Raw genomic sequence first — 15,315 nt, 5'->3', positions numbered from 1 at the left:
TTTTGGCATTGGGCCCTCGGCGCTGACGGAGGCCATGGGCATGCTCAACCACCATTTCGCAGCAGCCGCCTGATCGGCGCAGAGCGACAGCCTACCTCTGACTGCCGCCAATCTTTGCAACAGAGCCGGACATGGCGATGACAGAGGGAAGCAATCCGTGGGTCTCACGCCCACAGACCCCTACAGAGGTGCCGAGCGTTGCGCAGCAATCCGTCGGGGTGGCTCCGCCGCGTGGGCCGGTCGCACCCCAGCGAGGCGTACCTGCACCCGATCATGTCGACCAGCTACCGGCGTACGACCGGCCGCCGGCTACTCTCTGGTGGGTTGGCGTGCATGGCGGCTCCGGTGAATCGTCACTGTCCGCTCTCGTCCCTGAGTGGCGGGCGGCCGATCATGCATGGCCGCGCGTGCAGGCGCAGGCTCCCGCAAAGGTCGTTCTCACGGCACGGTCGAACGTGCGAGGCCTCCGCGCCGCGCAGGCCGCCGCTACACAGTGGGCTGCGGGCCTGGTGCCGTTCGTCGAGGTCGTGGGACTGGTCATCGTTGCTGATGCACCGGGTCGCCTTCCGCGGCCGCTGCGCGATCTTGCGCAGGTTGTGGCCGGTGGCTTCCCGAGGACGTGGAACGTCCCGTGGATCGAATCGTGGCGTCTAGGTGAGGCGATCGCCCTACCTGACGCTCCGCGCGAGGTGCGTCGACTCGTCGACGAGCTGAGCACTCTCCTCCGACCCGGTGCCGCCGGCACCACTCAGTGAAAGGAAGTCCGATGACGGTTCTGGATACCCTCATCACGGCGGCGACTCACCTCGCCGCCATCGTCCCTGCCGACATCCCCAACCCCGACCCGGTGCAGCCGCCCGGTACTGAGGGGGTGACCACGATCATGTCGTGGCTCAAGTGGATCGGCTACGCCGTCGTCGGCGGTGCGATCATCGTCGGCGGAATCCTGATCGCGGTGAGCTTCCGCCGCGGTGAGGGCCACGACTCTCTACCCAAGGTTCTCTGGCCTATGGCCGGCGCGATCGTCATCGGCGCGGGTGCTGCCTGGATCGGCACCATCGCAGGCGGCTGAGGAGGCTCGGCATGGCTGACGAGGAGAACGAGCAGAGCCCGTGGACACGGCCAGGCTTCATCGCCGCGGCCGTGGTCATCGCGCTTATCGTCGTCGTGGGAGTGATCGTCACGGTTCTCAACTTGAACCGTGACGGCTCCGATCCCGCGCCGACGTCGACGAGCCAGCCCACTGACGCCGCCCCGTCCCCTGAACCGACAGGAGACGAGGGCGGCGCAAGCGTGTGCGGCCTCGATGGTGTCGAGCTGTCCGGCCGGCTCTCGACCGCCCCGGCGGCCGAGTGGGCCTATCAGGACACGGTGGCCTACCCGACCTCATCCGAGTTCGGGCCGGGCCAAGCCTCGCCCGAGGGCGTGCGGTACTGCTTCCAGCACTCGCCCGAGGGAGCCCTGTTCGCAGCAACGAACGCCGTGGCGCAGGGTAGCGATCCCACGATCGCACCGGCCTGGATCGAGTACTTCCTGGCCGAGTCCGCGCCAAATCGCAGTCAGCTCGTGACCGATGTCGGTTCCGGCGCGACCTCGGACACGCGGCTTAGCGTTGCCGGTTTCCGACTGCTGGCATACGACGGGGCTGCTGCGCGAGTCGAGATTGCCGTCCGTGGCGCAGCTTCGGGGCAAGCCGTGTACGGCTCGGTGATCTACAACCTCGTGTGGGAGAACGGCGACTGGAAGCTCCTACCGAAGGACAGCAGCAACCCGTTGCAGACGACTCAGCTCCCTGACCTCTCGGGCTACATCACCTGGGGGGAGTGATCGTTATGGCTGATGACTGCGCGTGGTGGGATATTGGGTGCAACGCGGGCAACTGGCTTGAGTCCGCTGTCGGTGATGCGATCGAGAACATGGCGAACGCCGTCATGGAGGCGTACGGCAAGGCGATCGCTTCGCTCGGCACGATGTGGGTCAACATCGGCACACCGAACCTGACGGGTGGCGGCGGATCGTCACCGATCAGCGCGGGCGACGCGCCCGCGTACTCGGGGAACGTGACGACGATGCTCAGCTACGTTCAGTGGATTGGCCTCGCTATCGCGGGATTGTCGATCATCATCCTCGGGATGCTGATCGCCTCGAAGCTCCGGCAGGGCGAGGGCATCGCCGCGGTCGGCCGTATTGGCGTGATCCTGGGCGGCGTCATCCTCATTGGCGGCGCTGGTGGACTCGCAGCGGGGCTCATGCCGACCGGGCCTTCGGGCGCGGCCGGTACGGTGCTGTTCCTACAGTCCGCGGTCTGGTGGCTCGTCGGCGGTCTCGTAGTCCTGTCGGTCATCATCGGCGGCGTCAAGATGGCTTGGGAACAGCGCGCCGAGCCGGGCCGCCAAACGATCAAGAGCCTGCTGACGCTCATCGTGGTATCAGCGATGGGCGTCACGGTCACGGGCTTGCTCGTAACGGCGGCCGACTCCTTCTCAGTGTGGGTCATCAACGGCTCGCTAGAGTGCGACGTCGAGGGCGATGGGGCGTGCTTCGGCAGCAACATGCTGACGCTCATCGCTCTCACATCGAACCCCGCCACAACTGGCGGGCTCGGCCCGTTGCTCATCATCATCCTGGGGCTGATCGCGATCCTCGCGGCAGCGTTCCAGATCGTGCTCATGGTCGCCCGCGGCGGAATGCTCGTGATCCTCGCGGGCATCCTGCCGCTTTCGGCATCGTTCACAAACACAGAGATGGGCGCGAGCTGGTTCAAGAAGAACATCGGGTGGCTGCTCGCATTCATCCTCTACAAGCCGGCGGCCGCGATCGTCTACGCCGCAGCGTTCCACTTGCTCGGCACTGACGTGTTCTCCGACGACGGCACCGGGCTTATCTCGATCCTCACGGGGCTGATGCTGATGATTATCGCCCTGTTCGCTCTGCCGGCTCTAATGCGGTTTGTGACGCCGCTGGTCGGCTCGATGGCTGGCGGTGCCGGCGGTGCTCTTGGCATCGCAGCGCTGGCATCGCTGCCGACGGGTGCTGCTGCGCTGGGCCGCCTGGGAACCGGCAGCGGTTCCGGGTCGGACGGCGCTTCGGGCAGTACCGGGTCGACGGGCTCGCCCGGCTCGTCGGGTTCCCCGTCGGGCAGCTCGTCCGGCAGCAGCGGCAGTCCTGCACCGGCCTCGTCAGGTAGCGGCGCATCCAGCTCGGGTGCCGCGGCCTCGACAGGCTCCGGTGCGGCCGCATCTGCTGGTGGTGGCGCAGCCGCAGGAGGTGGCGCAGCCGCAGGCGGTGGAGCCGCTGCGGGAGGCGCGGCGTCCGGGGCCAGCGCGGGCGCTGCTGGCGGCCCGATCGGCATGGCCGCGGGTGCCGCGGTAGGCATCGCGGCAGATGGCGCGAAGAAGGGCGCACAGGCCGTTCAGAGCGTCGGTGAGCAATCTACGGAAGGAGGCCCCAGTGGTGGCCGTTGACCCAACACAGGACGCCCCTCGCACCTACGGCAACTGGCGGCGGCCGACGTCGCCGGGCCTGCTCGGTCTGGGGACGCTCGGAACACTGCTGCTGTTCGTGGCGCTGTTCATCATCCTTATCTCGCTCATGTCCGGTGGGCTGCTCGCGGCGTTCATCGCCGCGGTGGTCTCGGCCGGGGTGATCCTGCTGCTGATCGTGAAGAATGCGGACGGTCGCAGCGTACTCTCGCGGGCATCCAATCGGATCGGGTGGATGTCGGCACGTTCCCGCGGCTCGCATCTGTACCGTTCGGGGCCGCTGGGTCGCACTGAGTGGGGCACGTATCAGCTCCCCGGTGTTGCCGCGGCGACCCGCCTCAGCGAGCACACGGACTCCTATGGGCGTCCGTTCGCGCTTGTCTACACGCCGATCAGCAAGACGTACGCCGTGGTGATCGGCACCGAGCCCGACGGGGCATCGCTCGTCGACCCGCTACAGGTCGACACGTGGGTAGCCGATTGGGGTCACTGGCTGGCGAACCTCTCGGACGAGCCGGGCATCGAGGCCGCCTCGGTCACGATTGAGACCGCGCCCGAGTCGGGCACGCGGCTGCGTCGTGAGGTCGAGCTGAACCTCGACCCCGACGCGCCCGCGTTCGCGCAGGACATGCTGCGCGAGGTCGTCGAGACCTACCCGGCCGGGTCGTCGACGGTCAAGGCGTTCGTGTCGCTGACGTTCTCCGCTGTCCCTCGCAAGGGTGCACCACCTCGCAAGCCTGACGAGATGGCGCGCGAGCTCGCGGCGCGTCTGCCCGGCCTGACGGGCAACTTGCAGGCGACCGGGGCGGGTGCAGCGCACCCGCTGTCGGCGCAAGAGCTATGCGAGACGATCCGGGTCGCCTACGACCCAGCGGCCGCGGTGCTCATCGAAGAGGCACACGCTCAGGGTGAGGTGCCCGAGCTGAGCTGGCCGGACGTCGGCCCGACGGCGCATCAGGCGTCGTGGTCGGACTACCGGCACGACTCCGCGACGTCGGTCACCTGGGCGATGACGCAAGCGCCGCGCGGTACGGTGCAGTCGGGCGTGCTGGCACGCCTCCTCGCCCCGCACCGTGACATCGCGCGCAAGCGGGTGACGCTGCTCTACAAGCCGATCGACCCGGCGCGAGCTGCTGGGCTCGTCGAGGCTGATCTGACAGCGGCGCAGTTCCGTGCGACGGCGACCCGTAAACCGCAGGCGCGCGACACCCTGGCGGTGCGTGCCGCGGCATCGACGGCGGCCGAGGAGGCTGCCGGCGCGGGCCTGGTGAACTTCGGGCTGCTGGTGACGGCCACGGTCGTTGACCCGGCTGCTGCCGCTGAGGCGGCCGCGGCGATCGACAACCTCTCGGCGTCGGCTCGCTTGCGTGTGCGGCCGGTGTACGGCTCGCAGGATTCGGCGTTTGCGATGGCGTTGCCGCTGGGCCTGGTGCCGAGCAAGCATGTCGCGGTGCCGGCAGAGATTCGGGATCGGTTGTGATGATGATGGCGACCAAACAGAAGGCTCGCAAGAGCAAGAAGGCGACTCCCGTCGAGACGTCGGCCGAGCTGCGCCCCGTTCGGCCGACCGGCCGCGGCTGGCTCGGCCGCGGTCGCGGTGCTGCCGCCTACGTGCAGGCTCCCGTCGAGTACCGCGGCACGAGCGTTCAGGTGTGCGGCCTGTGGCCGTTCTCCGTCGGCACGGGCGCGCCCCTGGTGGGCGTGCCGCTCGGCCGGCACCTGTTCACGGGTGCGACCGTGTGCGCCGACCCTATCTCGTGGTTCCAGCGTGCCAAGCTCATCAGCAACCCGAGCGTGTTCGTGCTCGGGCTGCCGGCGCTCGGGAAGTCGACGACGATCCGCCGTATGGCGGCCGGGCTCGCCGGCTTCGGGTCGATCCCGTTCATCCTCGGGGACTTGAAGCCCGACTACCTCGACCTGATCGAAGCCCTCGGCGGTCAGGTGATCCGTCTGGGCCGCGGCCGCGGGCACCTGAACGTGCTCGACCCTGGCGAGTCGGCGGAGGCCGCAGCGCAGCTCCGGGCCGCCGGGTTCGTGAAAGAGGCCGAGGAGATTGAAGCCGACGCCCACGGGCGCAGGCTCACGATCGTCTCGGCTCTGCTGACGATCCTGCGTAAGCAGCCGCCGTCCGATGTCGAGGAGTCGATCGTCGACCAAGCGCTGCGCGTTCTCGACCGCAAGCTCGACCGTGTGCCGCTCCTGGCTGACCTCTTGCAGGTCGTGCAGGAGGGGCCGACCGAGCTGCGCGAGGTCGCGGTCGACCGTGGCGACTTCGACGAGTATCAGCGCACGACGCGCGGGCTGGAAGCCTCGCTTATCAGCCTCGCGCGCGGCGGCCGCCTCGGGGAGACGTTCGCGCAGCCGACCTCGAACCCGATGATGCGCGATCGCCCCGTGGTGTACGACGTCTCAGGGCTCAAAGAGACCGACGTCGATCTGCGAGCTGCGACGCTCCTGGCGTGCTGGTCGAATGGCTTTGCCACGGTGAACGTGGCGAACGCGCTGGCCGAGGCTGGGTTGGAGCCGCAGCGGCACTACTTCGTCATCATGGACGAGCTGTGGCAGGCGCTGCGCTCCGGTACAGGCATGGTCGACCGCGTGGATGCGCTCACTCGTCTGAACCGACAGTTCGGTGTCGGGCAGGCGATGATTACGCACACCATGCGCGACCTCGACGCCTTGCCGACCGAGGAAGATCGGATGAAGGCCCGCGGCTTCGTCGAGCGTGCCGGCATGATCGTGGTCGGCGGGCTCCCGCAGGCTGAGATGCCGCTGCTGACGGCCGCGGTGCCGTTCTCGCAGGCCGAGCAGAACTTGCTCACCGGATGGTCGGCCCCGCCGTCGTGGGATGCCACGACGGGCAAGGAGACCGAGCCTCCGGGGCGCGGGAAGTTCCTCATCAAGGTCGGTGGCCGGCCAGGCATCCCGATCAGCGTCAAGCTGACCGAGACCGAGCGAGCCACGAACGACACGAACAAGCGGTGGCACGCGCAGTCTCGCGTCGGCCGCAGGCTGCGCGCCGTCGAGTCTGAGGGGGCCGCCTCGTGAGCACTCAGAACAACCGCCGCCGCGATCCGGGCGGGTTCTCGGCCGAGACGATCCTGCTAGCCGCCGGCATCGTGATCGTCATCGTCGGTGTGGCCGGGCTGAACCTCGCGGTTCGCCTCGGTCACCAGCTCGACGGCTCCGGCGTCGAGCTGACCTCCGACCCGTTCGGGCTCGTGTTCCAGCTCTTTAGCGGCAAGGTGCCGTGGCCAGCCGCAGGCACCTGGATCATCGCCGGGGTAGGCGTGCTCGTCCTCGCCCTGGTGGTGCTCATCCTGCTTGCGGTCGCCCGCTACCGCAAGCGCAGCTCACGTGTCGATCGCGCCGCGTCCTACATGGGCCGCGGCAAGGATGTTGAGGCGCTGAGCCGCCGCAACGCCGAGGCGACCGCGCAGCGACTCGGCGTGCAGGACTCTCCCGGTGTGCCGATCGGCAAGACGATCGGCGGGCAGCCGCTCTACGGCTCCTGGGAGGACATGCACGTAGACATCTGGGGGCCGCGCACGGGTAAGACGACGAGCCGGGCCGTGCCGGCGATCCTCGCTGCGCCGGGCGGGGTGCTCGTCACCTCGAACAAGCGCGATGTCGTCGACGCGACGAGGGACGTGCGCGCAGCGGTCGGCCCGGTGTGGGTGTTCGACCCGCAGGCGATCGCGCTCGAGAATCCGACCTGGTGGTGGAACCCGCTCAGCTACGTCACCGACGAGGTGAAAGCGGCCCGGCTAGCCGAGCACTTCGCCGCCGGCTCCCGCGATCCGGGGGCCAAGACGGATGCGTACTTCGACCCGGCAGGCCAAGACCTGCTCGCCGGCCTCCTGCTGGCCGCTGCGCTCGATCACCGACCGATCACCGACGTGTACACGTGGCTGACGCGGCCGACCGATGAGAGCGCCGTTGACATCCTCCGAGAGCACGGCTTCACGCTGACCGCCGATCAGGTGGCCGGCGTCGTCTCCGCGCCCGAGAAGCAGCGCGGCGGCGTGTTCGGCACGGCGCAGCAGATGGCGTCGTGCCTCACGAACCGCCAGGTAGCCGCGTGGGTCACTCCGCAGGGTGCTGCCGACCCTCGGCCGCACTTCGACCCCGCAGCGTTCGTGAGGCACTTCGGCACGCTCTACAGCCTCTCCAAGGAGGGCCGAGGCACGGCCGGGCCGCTCGTGACGGCGCTCACCGTCGCCGTCGTCGAGGCGGCCGAGGAGCTGGCCTCGCAGTCCTCCGGCGGCCGCCTGTCGACGCCCCTCGTAGGGGTACTCGATGAAGCGGCGAACGTGTGCCGGTGGCGCGAGCTGCCGAACCTGTACTCGCACTACGGGTCGCGCGGCATCATCCTCATGACGATCTTGCAGAGCTGGTCTCAGGGCGTCGACGTGTGGGGCGAGTCCGGCATGAAGAAACTGTGGAGCGCCAGCAACATCAAGGTCTACGGTGGCGGCGTCGCGGAGGATGCTTTTCTCGAAAGCATCTCCAAGCTCATCGGAGACTACGACCGCATCGCGTCGACCGTCTCCACGGGCCGCGGCGGCCGCGGCGTATCCTCGCAGCTCCACCGCGAACGCATCCTCGACGTGTCCGACCTCGGCGCGCTCCCGAAGGGCCGTGCCATCGTGCTCGCGTCGGGCTCGCGCCCGACGCTGATCCGCACACAGCCGTGGATGACCGGCCCGCACGCGGATGCCGTGCGGGCGTCGATCGCGGCGCATGACCCGCAGGCTGAGCGGACGATCCGTGAAGCACAGCAAGAGGTCGCTGCCGTCGCGGCGGCCGAGCCGGCACAGGAGGAGGCATCGTGAGCGACTGGGGCGATGACTACGACGAGGACGGCATCGAGGCCGTGCCGATCGACGTCGACGAGGAGACCGGCGAGGTTACCGGCGACGTCGACGAGAGCGCAGCGCCGGAGACGCCGCCGCTGTACTACGGCTCCGTCGACGAGTTCGTGCGCAAGCACCTGCGCTACGTCTACCGGCGGCGCATCGCCGGGGACGGGCGCAGCCGAGTGTGGGCGGCCGAGTGGTGGCGATACGCCGAGGCCGTGAGCCGGCTCGACTCGCTGTGGCGGGCGTGGGAGCACCTGCGCCTCGACGCCTCAACCGGCATGAGCGTGTGGTGGCGTGACCACGCCGACCATCACATGCCGATCCTGCTCGATCCCGATGGCCCGTTCGCGGGCGCTGAGGGCGAGCTGAACTCGTCCAAGCGTGGCGAGCCGCTGCCTTACGCACCGCCGCCCGAGGGGCTGTTCCCCGACGTGCGTGAGACCGCCGGTACGGACTGACAAGCAAGGAGAGAGGGATCGCACCACCTGGTGCGATCCCTCTCTCGTGTGTGCCGGCGGCCGGTCATCGTTGCAGGCCGGTGCGCTGCACCTGGACGCCGCGGCCGCGGTTCTTGCGCGCCCTCGGTGCCCGTGCCGAGGTCGCCTTGGTCGCCTCGGTTGCGGGCTTGGCCTGGCTGACGTCGGCCTGCATCTTCGTCGCCACCACCTCACGGTCGATGCCCTTGCTTTCGAGGTCGCGGGCCGTCGCCTCGCGGCGCTCGGCCGAGTCGTACAACGGCTGAGCATCCGCACGAGCTGCATCGGCGTGCGCCTGGTGCTGCTCGGCTTGTTCGCGCGCCTCGGCCCGCTGCTCCGGGTCGGGCTCATGCTCCGCCGCGTCGCGGTGGTGCTCGGCCGCCCGGTCGGCGCGATCGGCCTCAGCCATCAGGCGGGCCGCCTCGGCCTCCTCGGCCGCCGAGCGCTGCTGCTGAGCATCCGCCTGCTGGCGCAGCGCCTCGGCACGCTCGACGGCCTCACGCACCGCCTGGGGGTCGGCGCTGGTGTCGTTGACGTCGACGCCGTACCGGGTGCGCACCTCGTCGCGGATGCGCTGCTCGGCGCGTACCGCCTCGGGGTCGTCCTGCGACCATGCGCGGGCGAGTTGGTACGTGTTGGCGATCTGCTCGGGGGTGGCACGATCCCACCAGTCCGAGCGATGCACGTTCCCCAGCTCGACGCGCGCGGTGCGGTGCTCGGCCTCGATCCGCGATCGCAGCTCGCGCGCCTCCTGCTCGGTCGCCGCCTGTGCTCGGCGCAGCGCGTCCTCGCGGGCGCGCGCGATGCGCTCTCCGACCTGGCCGGCGGCGGTGACGAGCACTCGTATCTGCCCGTCGAACGCCTCCTCGATGCCGTCTGTCTCCTCGGCCATGATCGACCCTCCTTCCTATCGCTCCGGGCCGCGATCTGCGCCCGGTCGTGTGGTCTGTCGTGGCCGCGCCCGCTCGTCGGGATCGATCTTGTTCGGTACGGGCGATGTCGCCTCGGTCGCGGGCTTGCCCTGGCTGGCGTTCATCCGGTCGAGCATCGCGCGCGTCTCCGGGTCGAGCGTCGCCGTGGCCGTGCCCTGCTGCGCGCCGGCCGCCGCGGCCACCGGGGTCTGACTGGTGGGGGCGAGGTCATGGCGCAGCCGATCCATCCGCGCCTTCACGTCGCTCAGGATGAGGTCAGCCTGCCGCTTCTCCCCGGCCGCCTTCGCAGCGTCGTAAACGGCCTGTGAGAGCCGCACGAGCTGGCGCAGCATGATGAGCTGGGCGGCGCGCCCCTGGCCGCCCTTGGCCGCGCTGGCCAGCAGCATCGCAGCGCCGGACATGGCAACCATGCCGGCCTTCTGCGGCTGCACCGGGCGGCGGAACGTCTGCGCGGATCGGGCGAGCGCATCGGATGCCGCGGCGAGGTCTCCGGGCGCATCCTCGACGGCGTTCGACCAGGCGGCGAAAGCTCCGGCGGTCTGACGTGCGAGGGTGCTCCACGTGTCCCGGTCGTCGAGGGGAACATCGCGCAGCTTCTCGCGCAGCTCGCTGACCTCGCGCGAGTACCGTTCCCACAACTCGGGGTCGGGTGTCGTGTTCTCCCGGCCGGGTGCCACGACGCGGCGGCCGCGCTTGGCTGCGTTCCACTCGGCTGCCGCTTCGGTCGCGTCGGTTGGGGTGTCGGGCCACCCCGCGCGCAGCCGGGGCAGGGTGAGGTCGCGGCCGAGGTGCCCCCCGCCGTACCAGATGGGTCGCTCGCCGGCTTCGGGTCGAGCTGCGACCGAGTAGCCGGTGATGACGTCGGTGCGGCCGTCCGCGTAGCGCGGTCGCACGAGCAGTCCCGAGCGGCGCATCCTGCGCACGAACTCGGACTCGGACTCGCTGGCTGCGGCGCTGGCGCGAACCGTCCGGGCGAGCGCATAGCGCGGCTCGTCCGTGCGCAGCTCGGCGGTGATCCGGGCCTGCCGGTCGGGGCCGGTCAGCCGCTCCCAAGTGGGTGCATCCGGGCCGAGCTTCGGACGGGTGCGCTCGTACTTCGCGCGTGCTCGGGCGCGTGCCTGAGCCTCGCGCTCGGCGGGGTGGTAGCCGCGCGTCGATCGCTCTGCCTGTGCCGACTCCAACTGCTCCAAGCCGTACTTCACTTCGAGCGCGCGCGCGGCCTTCTGTGCCCGGTGGAAGTCGTTGTGAATCGACGCCTTGGTGCCGTCCTCGCGCACGAGGTTCACAGCGATATGGATGTGGTCGTTGCCGTTCTTCGACACACCGTGTCGGACGGCAACCCAGCGGCACGGTGCCTTCGTGCCCTCGGCGTCGTCGAACTCCATCGCGGTGATGAAGTCGTTGGCGATCTGTCCCCACTTCTCGTCGGTCAGCATGCCCTCGTCGGCGCGCAGCGATAGTGAGCAGTGCCAGACGTGCCCGCCGTTCACGTCGACGTCGTACGCAGTGCGCGGGCGGTCGAGGTGCCGCGCGATCGAAAGCGCCGCGTCGCGTCCCAGCTCGGCGTCATCGTGCCACGCAAGCAGCGCTGCGTCGCCTGCGACGAGGTGCGGTTCGGTGTGCTCGTTCGCGCGCCCCGGCCCGGTGAGGTAGGTCATCAGGCCAGCCATGCGATCGCCGCGAACAACGTTCGGCATCATGGCAGGCTCAGCCCGTCGATCGTCTCGTCGATCCGCTCGGCAACCTCGCGCACCTTGGCCAGCGTCGCCACCGTCTCAGCCTGTAGCTCGCCGGTCGCGTTCGTGGCCTTGGCGATCTGGTTGACGTTGTTCGAGATGGCCGCGAGCAGCCGGTGCAGACCGAACAGCTCGGCCATCGCCTGACGGCGTTCGGTTGGCGTCTCCCCCGCTGCCGACAGCGCCGACTCGACGAGCAGACGCGGGATCGTCACGCGCTGCGCCTTCGCGCGCAGCAGCAACGCGCCCTCTTCTTCCGGCGACACCTTCACCTCGTGACGGTGATGGCGGCCGCCCGCGACGTTCGCGCGCCGCTTGCGTGCGAGGCGGCGATCCTCGGGAGCCTCGTCGCTCATTAGAATCACCTGCCCTTCCTGGCCCAGCGCAGCGACCCCGCCCCGTGCGGGGATCACACTTCTAGTGTGCCGCATCCTTGACCCCGTGTCGAGGATCAAGCCGACTTAGCCGTGCTAAGTCTATAGCTTGCTCCGTCTGGGGCACCTTTCAGGATCACTCACGGTGACAACCGGGAGTGATCGCGGCCACGCCGCGACGGTTCTTCTGTGCGTCGATGAACGTCGACGCCGAAATGCACTTCTTCGTAGGATGGAGGCATGGCTAAGGAACTGAGCATCGAGGAAGCAGTCGAGCGCGCCAAGCGCGCACAAGAGGATCGGATCGTCGCGATTCGGCAGCTCGCGGAGGCACGTCAGGGAGTAGCCGATGTGCGCGAGGAGACCGCGCGCGAGTTGGCCGATCTACAGGCCAGCGTCGCGCAGCGCGTCGGTGACGCCGAGCGCGAGGACGTCAAGGCATACAACGCCGCGTTGAGCGCCGGTTGGTCATCCGACGAGCTGCGCAAGATCGGCTTCACTGAGCCTGATAAGAAGGTGCGCGCGAAGCGTCGAGCCGCGCGCAAGCCTGCCGCGCCGGCCGCTCCCGCTGCGCCCGCGCCCAAGCCGGTCGAGGTCTCCGCCAATGCGCAGCATGTGAATGCGTAACGCTACCCTCTGACCACCTGTGGACGGCTCCGGCTATCGCCGGGCCGAACCCGCCCACAGGTGGACAGCGGGGCCCCACTTGTCCGCCCGCCCACAGGCCGCACCGTGGCGTTCACGACGCACGGTGCGGCTTCGTCTGTGCGGCCTGTGGACGGCCTCACTGGGTGCGCTCCCCCTCCCCCCGATGCCGTGATGGTCACATACGCCAGAGCCCTGTCAAGGGCGCTTCGCGTCACTTCGTGATGCGGCTGCGCCGCCCCCTTGACAGGGCTCTCTCGTATGCAGAGCGGCTATCTATCGGGGGGATGGGGAAGAACGGTCATGACCGCCTACGTCGTGCTTGGCGAGCGCGCGGGACACGCTGGATGCGCCGACGCCGAACGTGCGCGCGATCTCCGCAATGCTCATGTCCTGGTCGCGCATCTTCACAGCAGCTTTGATGCGCTCGGGTGTCATCACCGAGGGGCGGCCGCCGACGCGGCCCTGAGCGCGAGCATGGGCCAGCCCGCGGCGTGTGTTCTCCCGGATCGTCGAGACTCGGAGCTGCGCGAGCACCGCCATAATGCCGACGATGGCCTCGCCCATCGGCGTCGACGTGTCCACGTCGAGGAACGGTTCTGTGAGGCTGCGCAGCCGGACGCCGCGCCGACCGAGGTCACGGATCAGCTCGATAGCCATCAGCTCCGTACCGGCGATCCGATCAAGCGCGAGGATCACGAGCGTGTCGCCCTCGCGCAAGTAGTCGAGGCACGCGACCCACTCGGGCCGGTCAGCGATCCTGCTCGACTCGCCCCGGTCGACGAACACACGCTCGCAGCCAGCCTCGCGCAGCGCAGCCTCCTGCGAGCCGGGATTCTGATCGCGGGTGCTCACCCGTGCGTAACCGACCTGGCTCATCGTCCACTCCCTTCGAGTGCCATGCGCAACTCGTCCTGTTCGGACGGAATAAGGCCAGCGTCGACGAGAGCGGCAGCGATGTCGCGCACGAGGAACTGAGCATGAGGAGCCCCTGACCCGCGCAGCACGCGCTCTATCACTCGCTCGGCGTCATCACGCTTCATCGTCCTCTCCCCCGGTAGCGATCTTGCATGGGCGGTGTGCTCCGTCGCGCCTCAGTACTGCGCTCTACTCCCGGCGTGGGTGGGGTCGGAAAGCTCGCACGTCGCAGCTCCTCGACCTTCTCATCGATCAGGTCGGAAACACGGCCGCGCGACTCATCTCGAAGCCTGCGCACCGCCGGCCCCTGTTGCGCGCCCTTCGAGCCTGCTGACCTGTCGACGGCCAGGCGCTCGAACACCGGCACGAGGCTGTCGGGCACCGGCCGGTAGCTGCCGATGTCGGGGCGTGACATCGCGCTGGCGTTGTTCCATACCTCCGCGGTGATGCCTGTGCGCTCGGGACTGTAGTCAAGCTTGAAGCCGCTCAGCTCCGCGACGTGCTGCATGAACAGCTTGCCCGCTCGGCCGTTCCCCTCGCGGAACGGGTGCGCCTGATTTACGTGCGCGAACACGTCGGCGGCCGCCATCGCGAACTGCTGCCGATCCATCCCGGCCCACTCCGCACCGCGCACGAGGCGCGAGGCATCGGCCAGGTAACGCCCGATGTCCTCGGGCTGGGCGAACTCAAGCGGCGGCTTGAACATGCCGACGCTGCGGTACTCTCCCGCCCACTCGTAGACGTTCTTGAACAGCTCGCGGTGGATCGTGCGCAGGTGCTCGGCGTCATAGGTGCGTGGGATCGAGATAGCGCCGCGCTCGATGTCGAACTGCTGCGCGTTCGTCTCGGCGTACTCACGCCGGGACAGGTCGGCCCCGTCGCGCAGACCGTAGAGGTTGCGCAGGACGGGGCCGCCAGGCTCCCAGAAGTACGAATCCCAGGAGTTGAAGCGTGTGGCCATCAGCCAGCGACAGCGAGGGCGTGAGCGCGCTCGACGGCACCCGCTGCGCGGCGGTCGTACTCGGCCTTGTCGATGACGCCGCGGGCGTAGTCGGTCAGGTTCTCGACATCCTCGCGGTTCGGCACCCAACCCTCGTGCCAGCTCGACGCGAGGGCGTTCACGACGGCCTCGCGGTCGGCTGCGCCGAGCTGCGCGAACAGCTCGGGCCAGCGCGCCTCGATGTTGAACTCGGCAGCCATGATGTGCCCCTTTCGTGAGGTGGCTCCAGTCTACCAGAGAGCCACCGAAAACGATAGGTCTTAGGTTTCGGTTGGCTCGGGTTTCGGTGGTGGGTTTCGGTGCGCTCCACCTCGGCGTGTCGGAGCTGTGCCGACCTCTCGGCCGAGGGCACCGGAAACGATCGTTATCGGTCGGCGCTCGTCGGCGGCAGAGCTGCATCGAGCACCTGCCCGATGCGGGTGCGCTCCTCGGTGTCGGCATCCGGGCCGTCCACGTCGTGACTCACTGGGGATCGTCGTACCAGCGCACGACGCCGTTGGCTGCGTGCGCTTCGCGCAGCGCGGCCGAGGCGGCATCGAACGCTGCGGCGGCACGGTGCAGCTCTGCCGCCGTGGTGACGGTGCCAGTTGCGCCGTCGCCGCGCCCGTCCTCGCCGTTGTAGTGCGTCCCGTCGACGACGCGCTCATGCCAGGCCGCGAGCTGGCCGAGCATGGGTACGTCGACGCCGACATACCTCCCGAACTGCGCACCGGCCGTACGCCTCAGTACAGCGTGCAGCGCCGTCGCGTCATCGAGGACGCGGGGGCTCTGTTGCAAAAATCGTGAAGCTTGAGCATGCTTGGCGGAGATTGGACGGACGGAACGATGACGGATTTCAAGTGGCGCCATTTCCAGGGTGATGTGATCCTGTGGGCGGTGCGCTGGTATTG

At 69.0% G+C, this 15,315-nt stretch carries 17 protein-coding genes; 9 read left to right on the top strand and 8 right to left on the bottom strand.

The window, feature by feature from the left end:
- Positions 1-131 precede the first annotated feature (131 nt).
- The 8 genes from QSJ60_RS19125 to QSJ60_RS18925 are packed head-to-tail and all read left to right on the top strand — an operon-like array spanning position 132 to position 8,802.
- Positions 132-755, top strand: coding sequence for a DUF6668 family protein (locus QSJ60_RS19125; protein WP_344820471.1), 624 nt, complete (start codon positions 132-134; stop codon positions 753-755).
- Positions 756-766: 11 nt separating this feature from the next.
- Entirely contained in the window at positions 767-1,072 is a 306-nt protein-coding gene (locus QSJ60_RS18955; RefSeq protein ID WP_285465432.1) for a hypothetical protein, read from the top strand.
- 11 nt (positions 1,073-1,083) lie between these two features.
- Positions 1,084-1,827 (top strand): DUF8175 domain-containg protein, encoded by a 744-nt coding sequence (locus tag QSJ60_RS18950; protein ID WP_285465431.1) that lies wholly within the window; start codon positions 1,084-1,086, stop codon positions 1,825-1,827.
- A gap of 5 nt (positions 1,828-1,832) precedes the next feature.
- Entirely contained in the window at positions 1,833-3,464 is a 1,632-nt protein-coding gene (locus QSJ60_RS18945; protein WP_285465430.1) for a TrbL/VirB6 family protein, read from the top strand.
- Positions 3,454-4,962 (top strand): SCO6880 family protein, encoded by a 1,509-nt coding sequence (locus QSJ60_RS18940; RefSeq protein ID WP_425562789.1) that lies wholly within the window; start codon positions 3,454-3,456, stop codon positions 4,960-4,962. The genes QSJ60_RS18945 and QSJ60_RS18940 overlap by 11 nt, the downstream gene beginning before the upstream one ends.
- A 2-nt stretch (positions 4,963-4,964) precedes the next feature.
- Positions 4,965-6,530 (top strand): putative type IV secretion/conjugal transfer ATPase, encoded by a 1,566-nt coding sequence (locus tag QSJ60_RS18935; RefSeq protein WP_425562788.1) that lies wholly within the window; start codon positions 4,965-4,967, stop codon positions 6,528-6,530.
- Positions 6,527-8,317 carry a type IV secretory system conjugative DNA transfer family protein gene (locus QSJ60_RS18930; RefSeq protein WP_285465428.1) on the top strand — a complete coding sequence of 597 codons (1,791 nt, stop codon included), beginning with the start codon at positions 6,527-6,529 and terminating at the stop codon, positions 8,315-8,317. Before QSJ60_RS18935 ends, QSJ60_RS18930 begins: the two co-directional genes overlap by 4 nt.
- Complete coding sequence (locus tag QSJ60_RS18925) at positions 8,314-8,802, top strand: DUF4913 domain-containing protein (RefSeq protein WP_285465427.1); 489 nt, start codon at positions 8,314-8,316, stop codon at positions 8,800-8,802. Before QSJ60_RS18930 ends, QSJ60_RS18925 begins: the two co-directional genes overlap by 4 nt.
- Before the next feature lie 64 nt (positions 8,803-8,866).
- Here the strand turns inward: QSJ60_RS18925 and QSJ60_RS18920 are convergent, their stop codons facing one another.
- Genes QSJ60_RS18920 through QSJ60_RS18910 form a run of 3 tightly spaced genes read right to left on the bottom strand, consistent with a single transcriptional unit; the run spans position 8,867 to position 11,844 of the window.
- The gene (locus tag QSJ60_RS18920) at positions 8,867-9,712 is read right to left on the bottom strand and encodes a hypothetical protein (protein ID WP_285465426.1); all 846 of its coding nucleotides are present in this window, start codon (positions 9,710-9,712) and stop codon (positions 8,867-8,869) included.
- Between the two features lie 15 nt (positions 9,713-9,727).
- On the bottom strand, positions 9,728-11,410 hold the full coding sequence (locus QSJ60_RS18915; protein WP_285465425.1) for a relaxase/mobilization nuclease domain-containing protein: 1,683 nt from the start codon (positions 11,408-11,410) through the stop codon (positions 9,728-9,730).
- Between the two features lie 38 nt (positions 11,411-11,448).
- Positions 11,449-11,844 (bottom strand): MobC family plasmid mobilization relaxosome protein, encoded by a 396-nt coding sequence (locus QSJ60_RS18910; protein ID WP_285465424.1) that lies wholly within the window; start codon positions 11,842-11,844, stop codon positions 11,449-11,451.
- Positions 11,845-12,102: 258 nt separating this feature from the next.
- Between QSJ60_RS18910 and QSJ60_RS18905 the strand changes: the two genes are divergently transcribed.
- Positions 12,103-12,489: a hypothetical protein gene (locus tag QSJ60_RS18905; protein WP_285465423.1), complete on the top strand. Its 387-nt coding sequence runs from the start codon at positions 12,103-12,105 to the stop codon at positions 12,487-12,489.
- Between the two features lie 294 nt (positions 12,490-12,783).
- Here QSJ60_RS18905 and QSJ60_RS18900 read toward each other — a convergent pair whose 3' ends face one another.
- From QSJ60_RS18900 to QSJ60_RS18880, 5 genes are all read right to left on the bottom strand, one after another.
- Positions 12,784-13,386, bottom strand: a complete 603-nt coding sequence (locus QSJ60_RS18900) for a recombinase family protein (RefSeq protein ID WP_285465422.1) — start codon at positions 13,384-13,386, stop codon at positions 12,784-12,786.
- Entirely contained in the window at positions 13,383-13,550 is a 168-nt protein-coding gene (locus tag QSJ60_RS18895; RefSeq protein WP_285465421.1) for a hypothetical protein, read from the bottom strand. Before QSJ60_RS18895 ends, QSJ60_RS18900 begins: the two co-directional genes overlap by 4 nt.
- The gene (locus QSJ60_RS18890; RefSeq protein WP_285465420.1) at positions 13,547-14,386 is read right to left on the bottom strand and encodes a Fic/DOC family protein; all 840 of its coding nucleotides are present in this window, start codon (positions 14,384-14,386) and stop codon (positions 13,547-13,549) included. The genes QSJ60_RS18895 and QSJ60_RS18890 overlap by 4 nt, the downstream gene beginning before the upstream one ends.
- On the bottom strand, positions 14,386-14,625 hold the full coding sequence (locus QSJ60_RS18885) for an antitoxin VbhA family protein (RefSeq protein WP_285465419.1): 240 nt from the start codon (positions 14,623-14,625) through the stop codon (positions 14,386-14,388). Before QSJ60_RS18885 ends, QSJ60_RS18890 begins: the two co-directional genes overlap by 1 nt.
- Positions 14,626-14,887: 262 nt before the next feature.
- Positions 14,888-15,315, bottom strand: a 428-nt coding sequence (locus QSJ60_RS18880) for a hypothetical protein (protein ID WP_285465434.1), incomplete at its 5' end; no start/stop codon positions are given.

Source organism: Agromyces sp. NBRC 114283 (assembly GCF_030268405.1).
In the GTDB taxonomy this organism is placed as follows: Bacteria; Actinomycetota; Actinomycetes; order Actinomycetales; family Microbacteriaceae; genus Agromyces; species Agromyces mediolanus.
Note: the sequence above shows the minus strand (reverse complement) of the source record. Positions and strands in the feature narration are given on the sequence as shown.

What these genes read in the sequence shown, in the direction of transcription:
- QSJ60_RS19125 (WP_344820471.1), top strand. Translation starts at nt 132, where the DNA reads ATGGCGATGACAGAGGGAAGCAATCCGTGGGTCTCACGCCCACAGACC.
- QSJ60_RS18955 (WP_285465432.1), top strand. Translation starts at nt 767, where the DNA reads ATGACGGTTCTGGATACCCTCATCACGGCGGCGACTCACCTCGCCGCC.
- QSJ60_RS18950 (WP_285465431.1), top strand. Translation starts at nt 1,084, where the DNA reads ATGGCTGACGAGGAGAACGAGCAGAGCCCGTGGACACGGCCAGGCTTC.
- QSJ60_RS18945 (WP_285465430.1), top strand. Translation starts at nt 1,833, where the DNA reads ATGGCTGATGACTGCGCGTGGTGGGATATTGGGTGCAACGCGGGCAAC.
- QSJ60_RS18935 (WP_425562788.1), top strand. Translation starts at nt 4,965, where the DNA reads ATGATGGCGACCAAACAGAAGGCTCGCAAGAGCAAGAAGGCGACTCCC.
- QSJ60_RS18920 (WP_285465426.1), bottom strand. Translation starts at nt 9,712, where the DNA reads ATGGCCGAGGAGACAGACGGCATCGAGGAGGCGTTCGACGGGCAGATA.
- QSJ60_RS18915 (WP_285465425.1), bottom strand. Translation starts at nt 11,410, where the DNA reads ATGACCTACCTCACCGGGCCGGGGCGCGCGAACGAGCACACCGAACCG.
- QSJ60_RS18910 (WP_285465424.1), bottom strand. Translation starts at nt 11,844, where the DNA reads ATGAGCGACGAGGCTCCCGAGGATCGCCGCCTCGCACGCAAGCGGCGC.
- QSJ60_RS18905 (WP_285465423.1), top strand. Translation starts at nt 12,103, where the DNA reads ATGGCTAAGGAACTGAGCATCGAGGAAGCAGTCGAGCGCGCCAAGCGC.
- QSJ60_RS18900 (WP_285465422.1), bottom strand. Translation starts at nt 13,386, where the DNA reads ATGAGCCAGGTCGGTTACGCACGGGTGAGCACCCGCGATCAGAATCCC.
- QSJ60_RS18895 (WP_285465421.1), bottom strand. Translation starts at nt 13,550, where the DNA reads ATGAAGCGTGATGACGCCGAGCGAGTGATAGAGCGCGTGCTGCGCGGG.
- QSJ60_RS18890 (WP_285465420.1), bottom strand. Translation starts at nt 14,386, where the DNA reads ATGGCCACACGCTTCAACTCCTGGGATTCGTACTTCTGGGAGCCTGGC.
- QSJ60_RS18885 (WP_285465419.1), bottom strand. Translation starts at nt 14,625, where the DNA reads ATGGCTGCCGAGTTCAACATCGAGGCGCGCTGGCCCGAGCTGTTCGCG.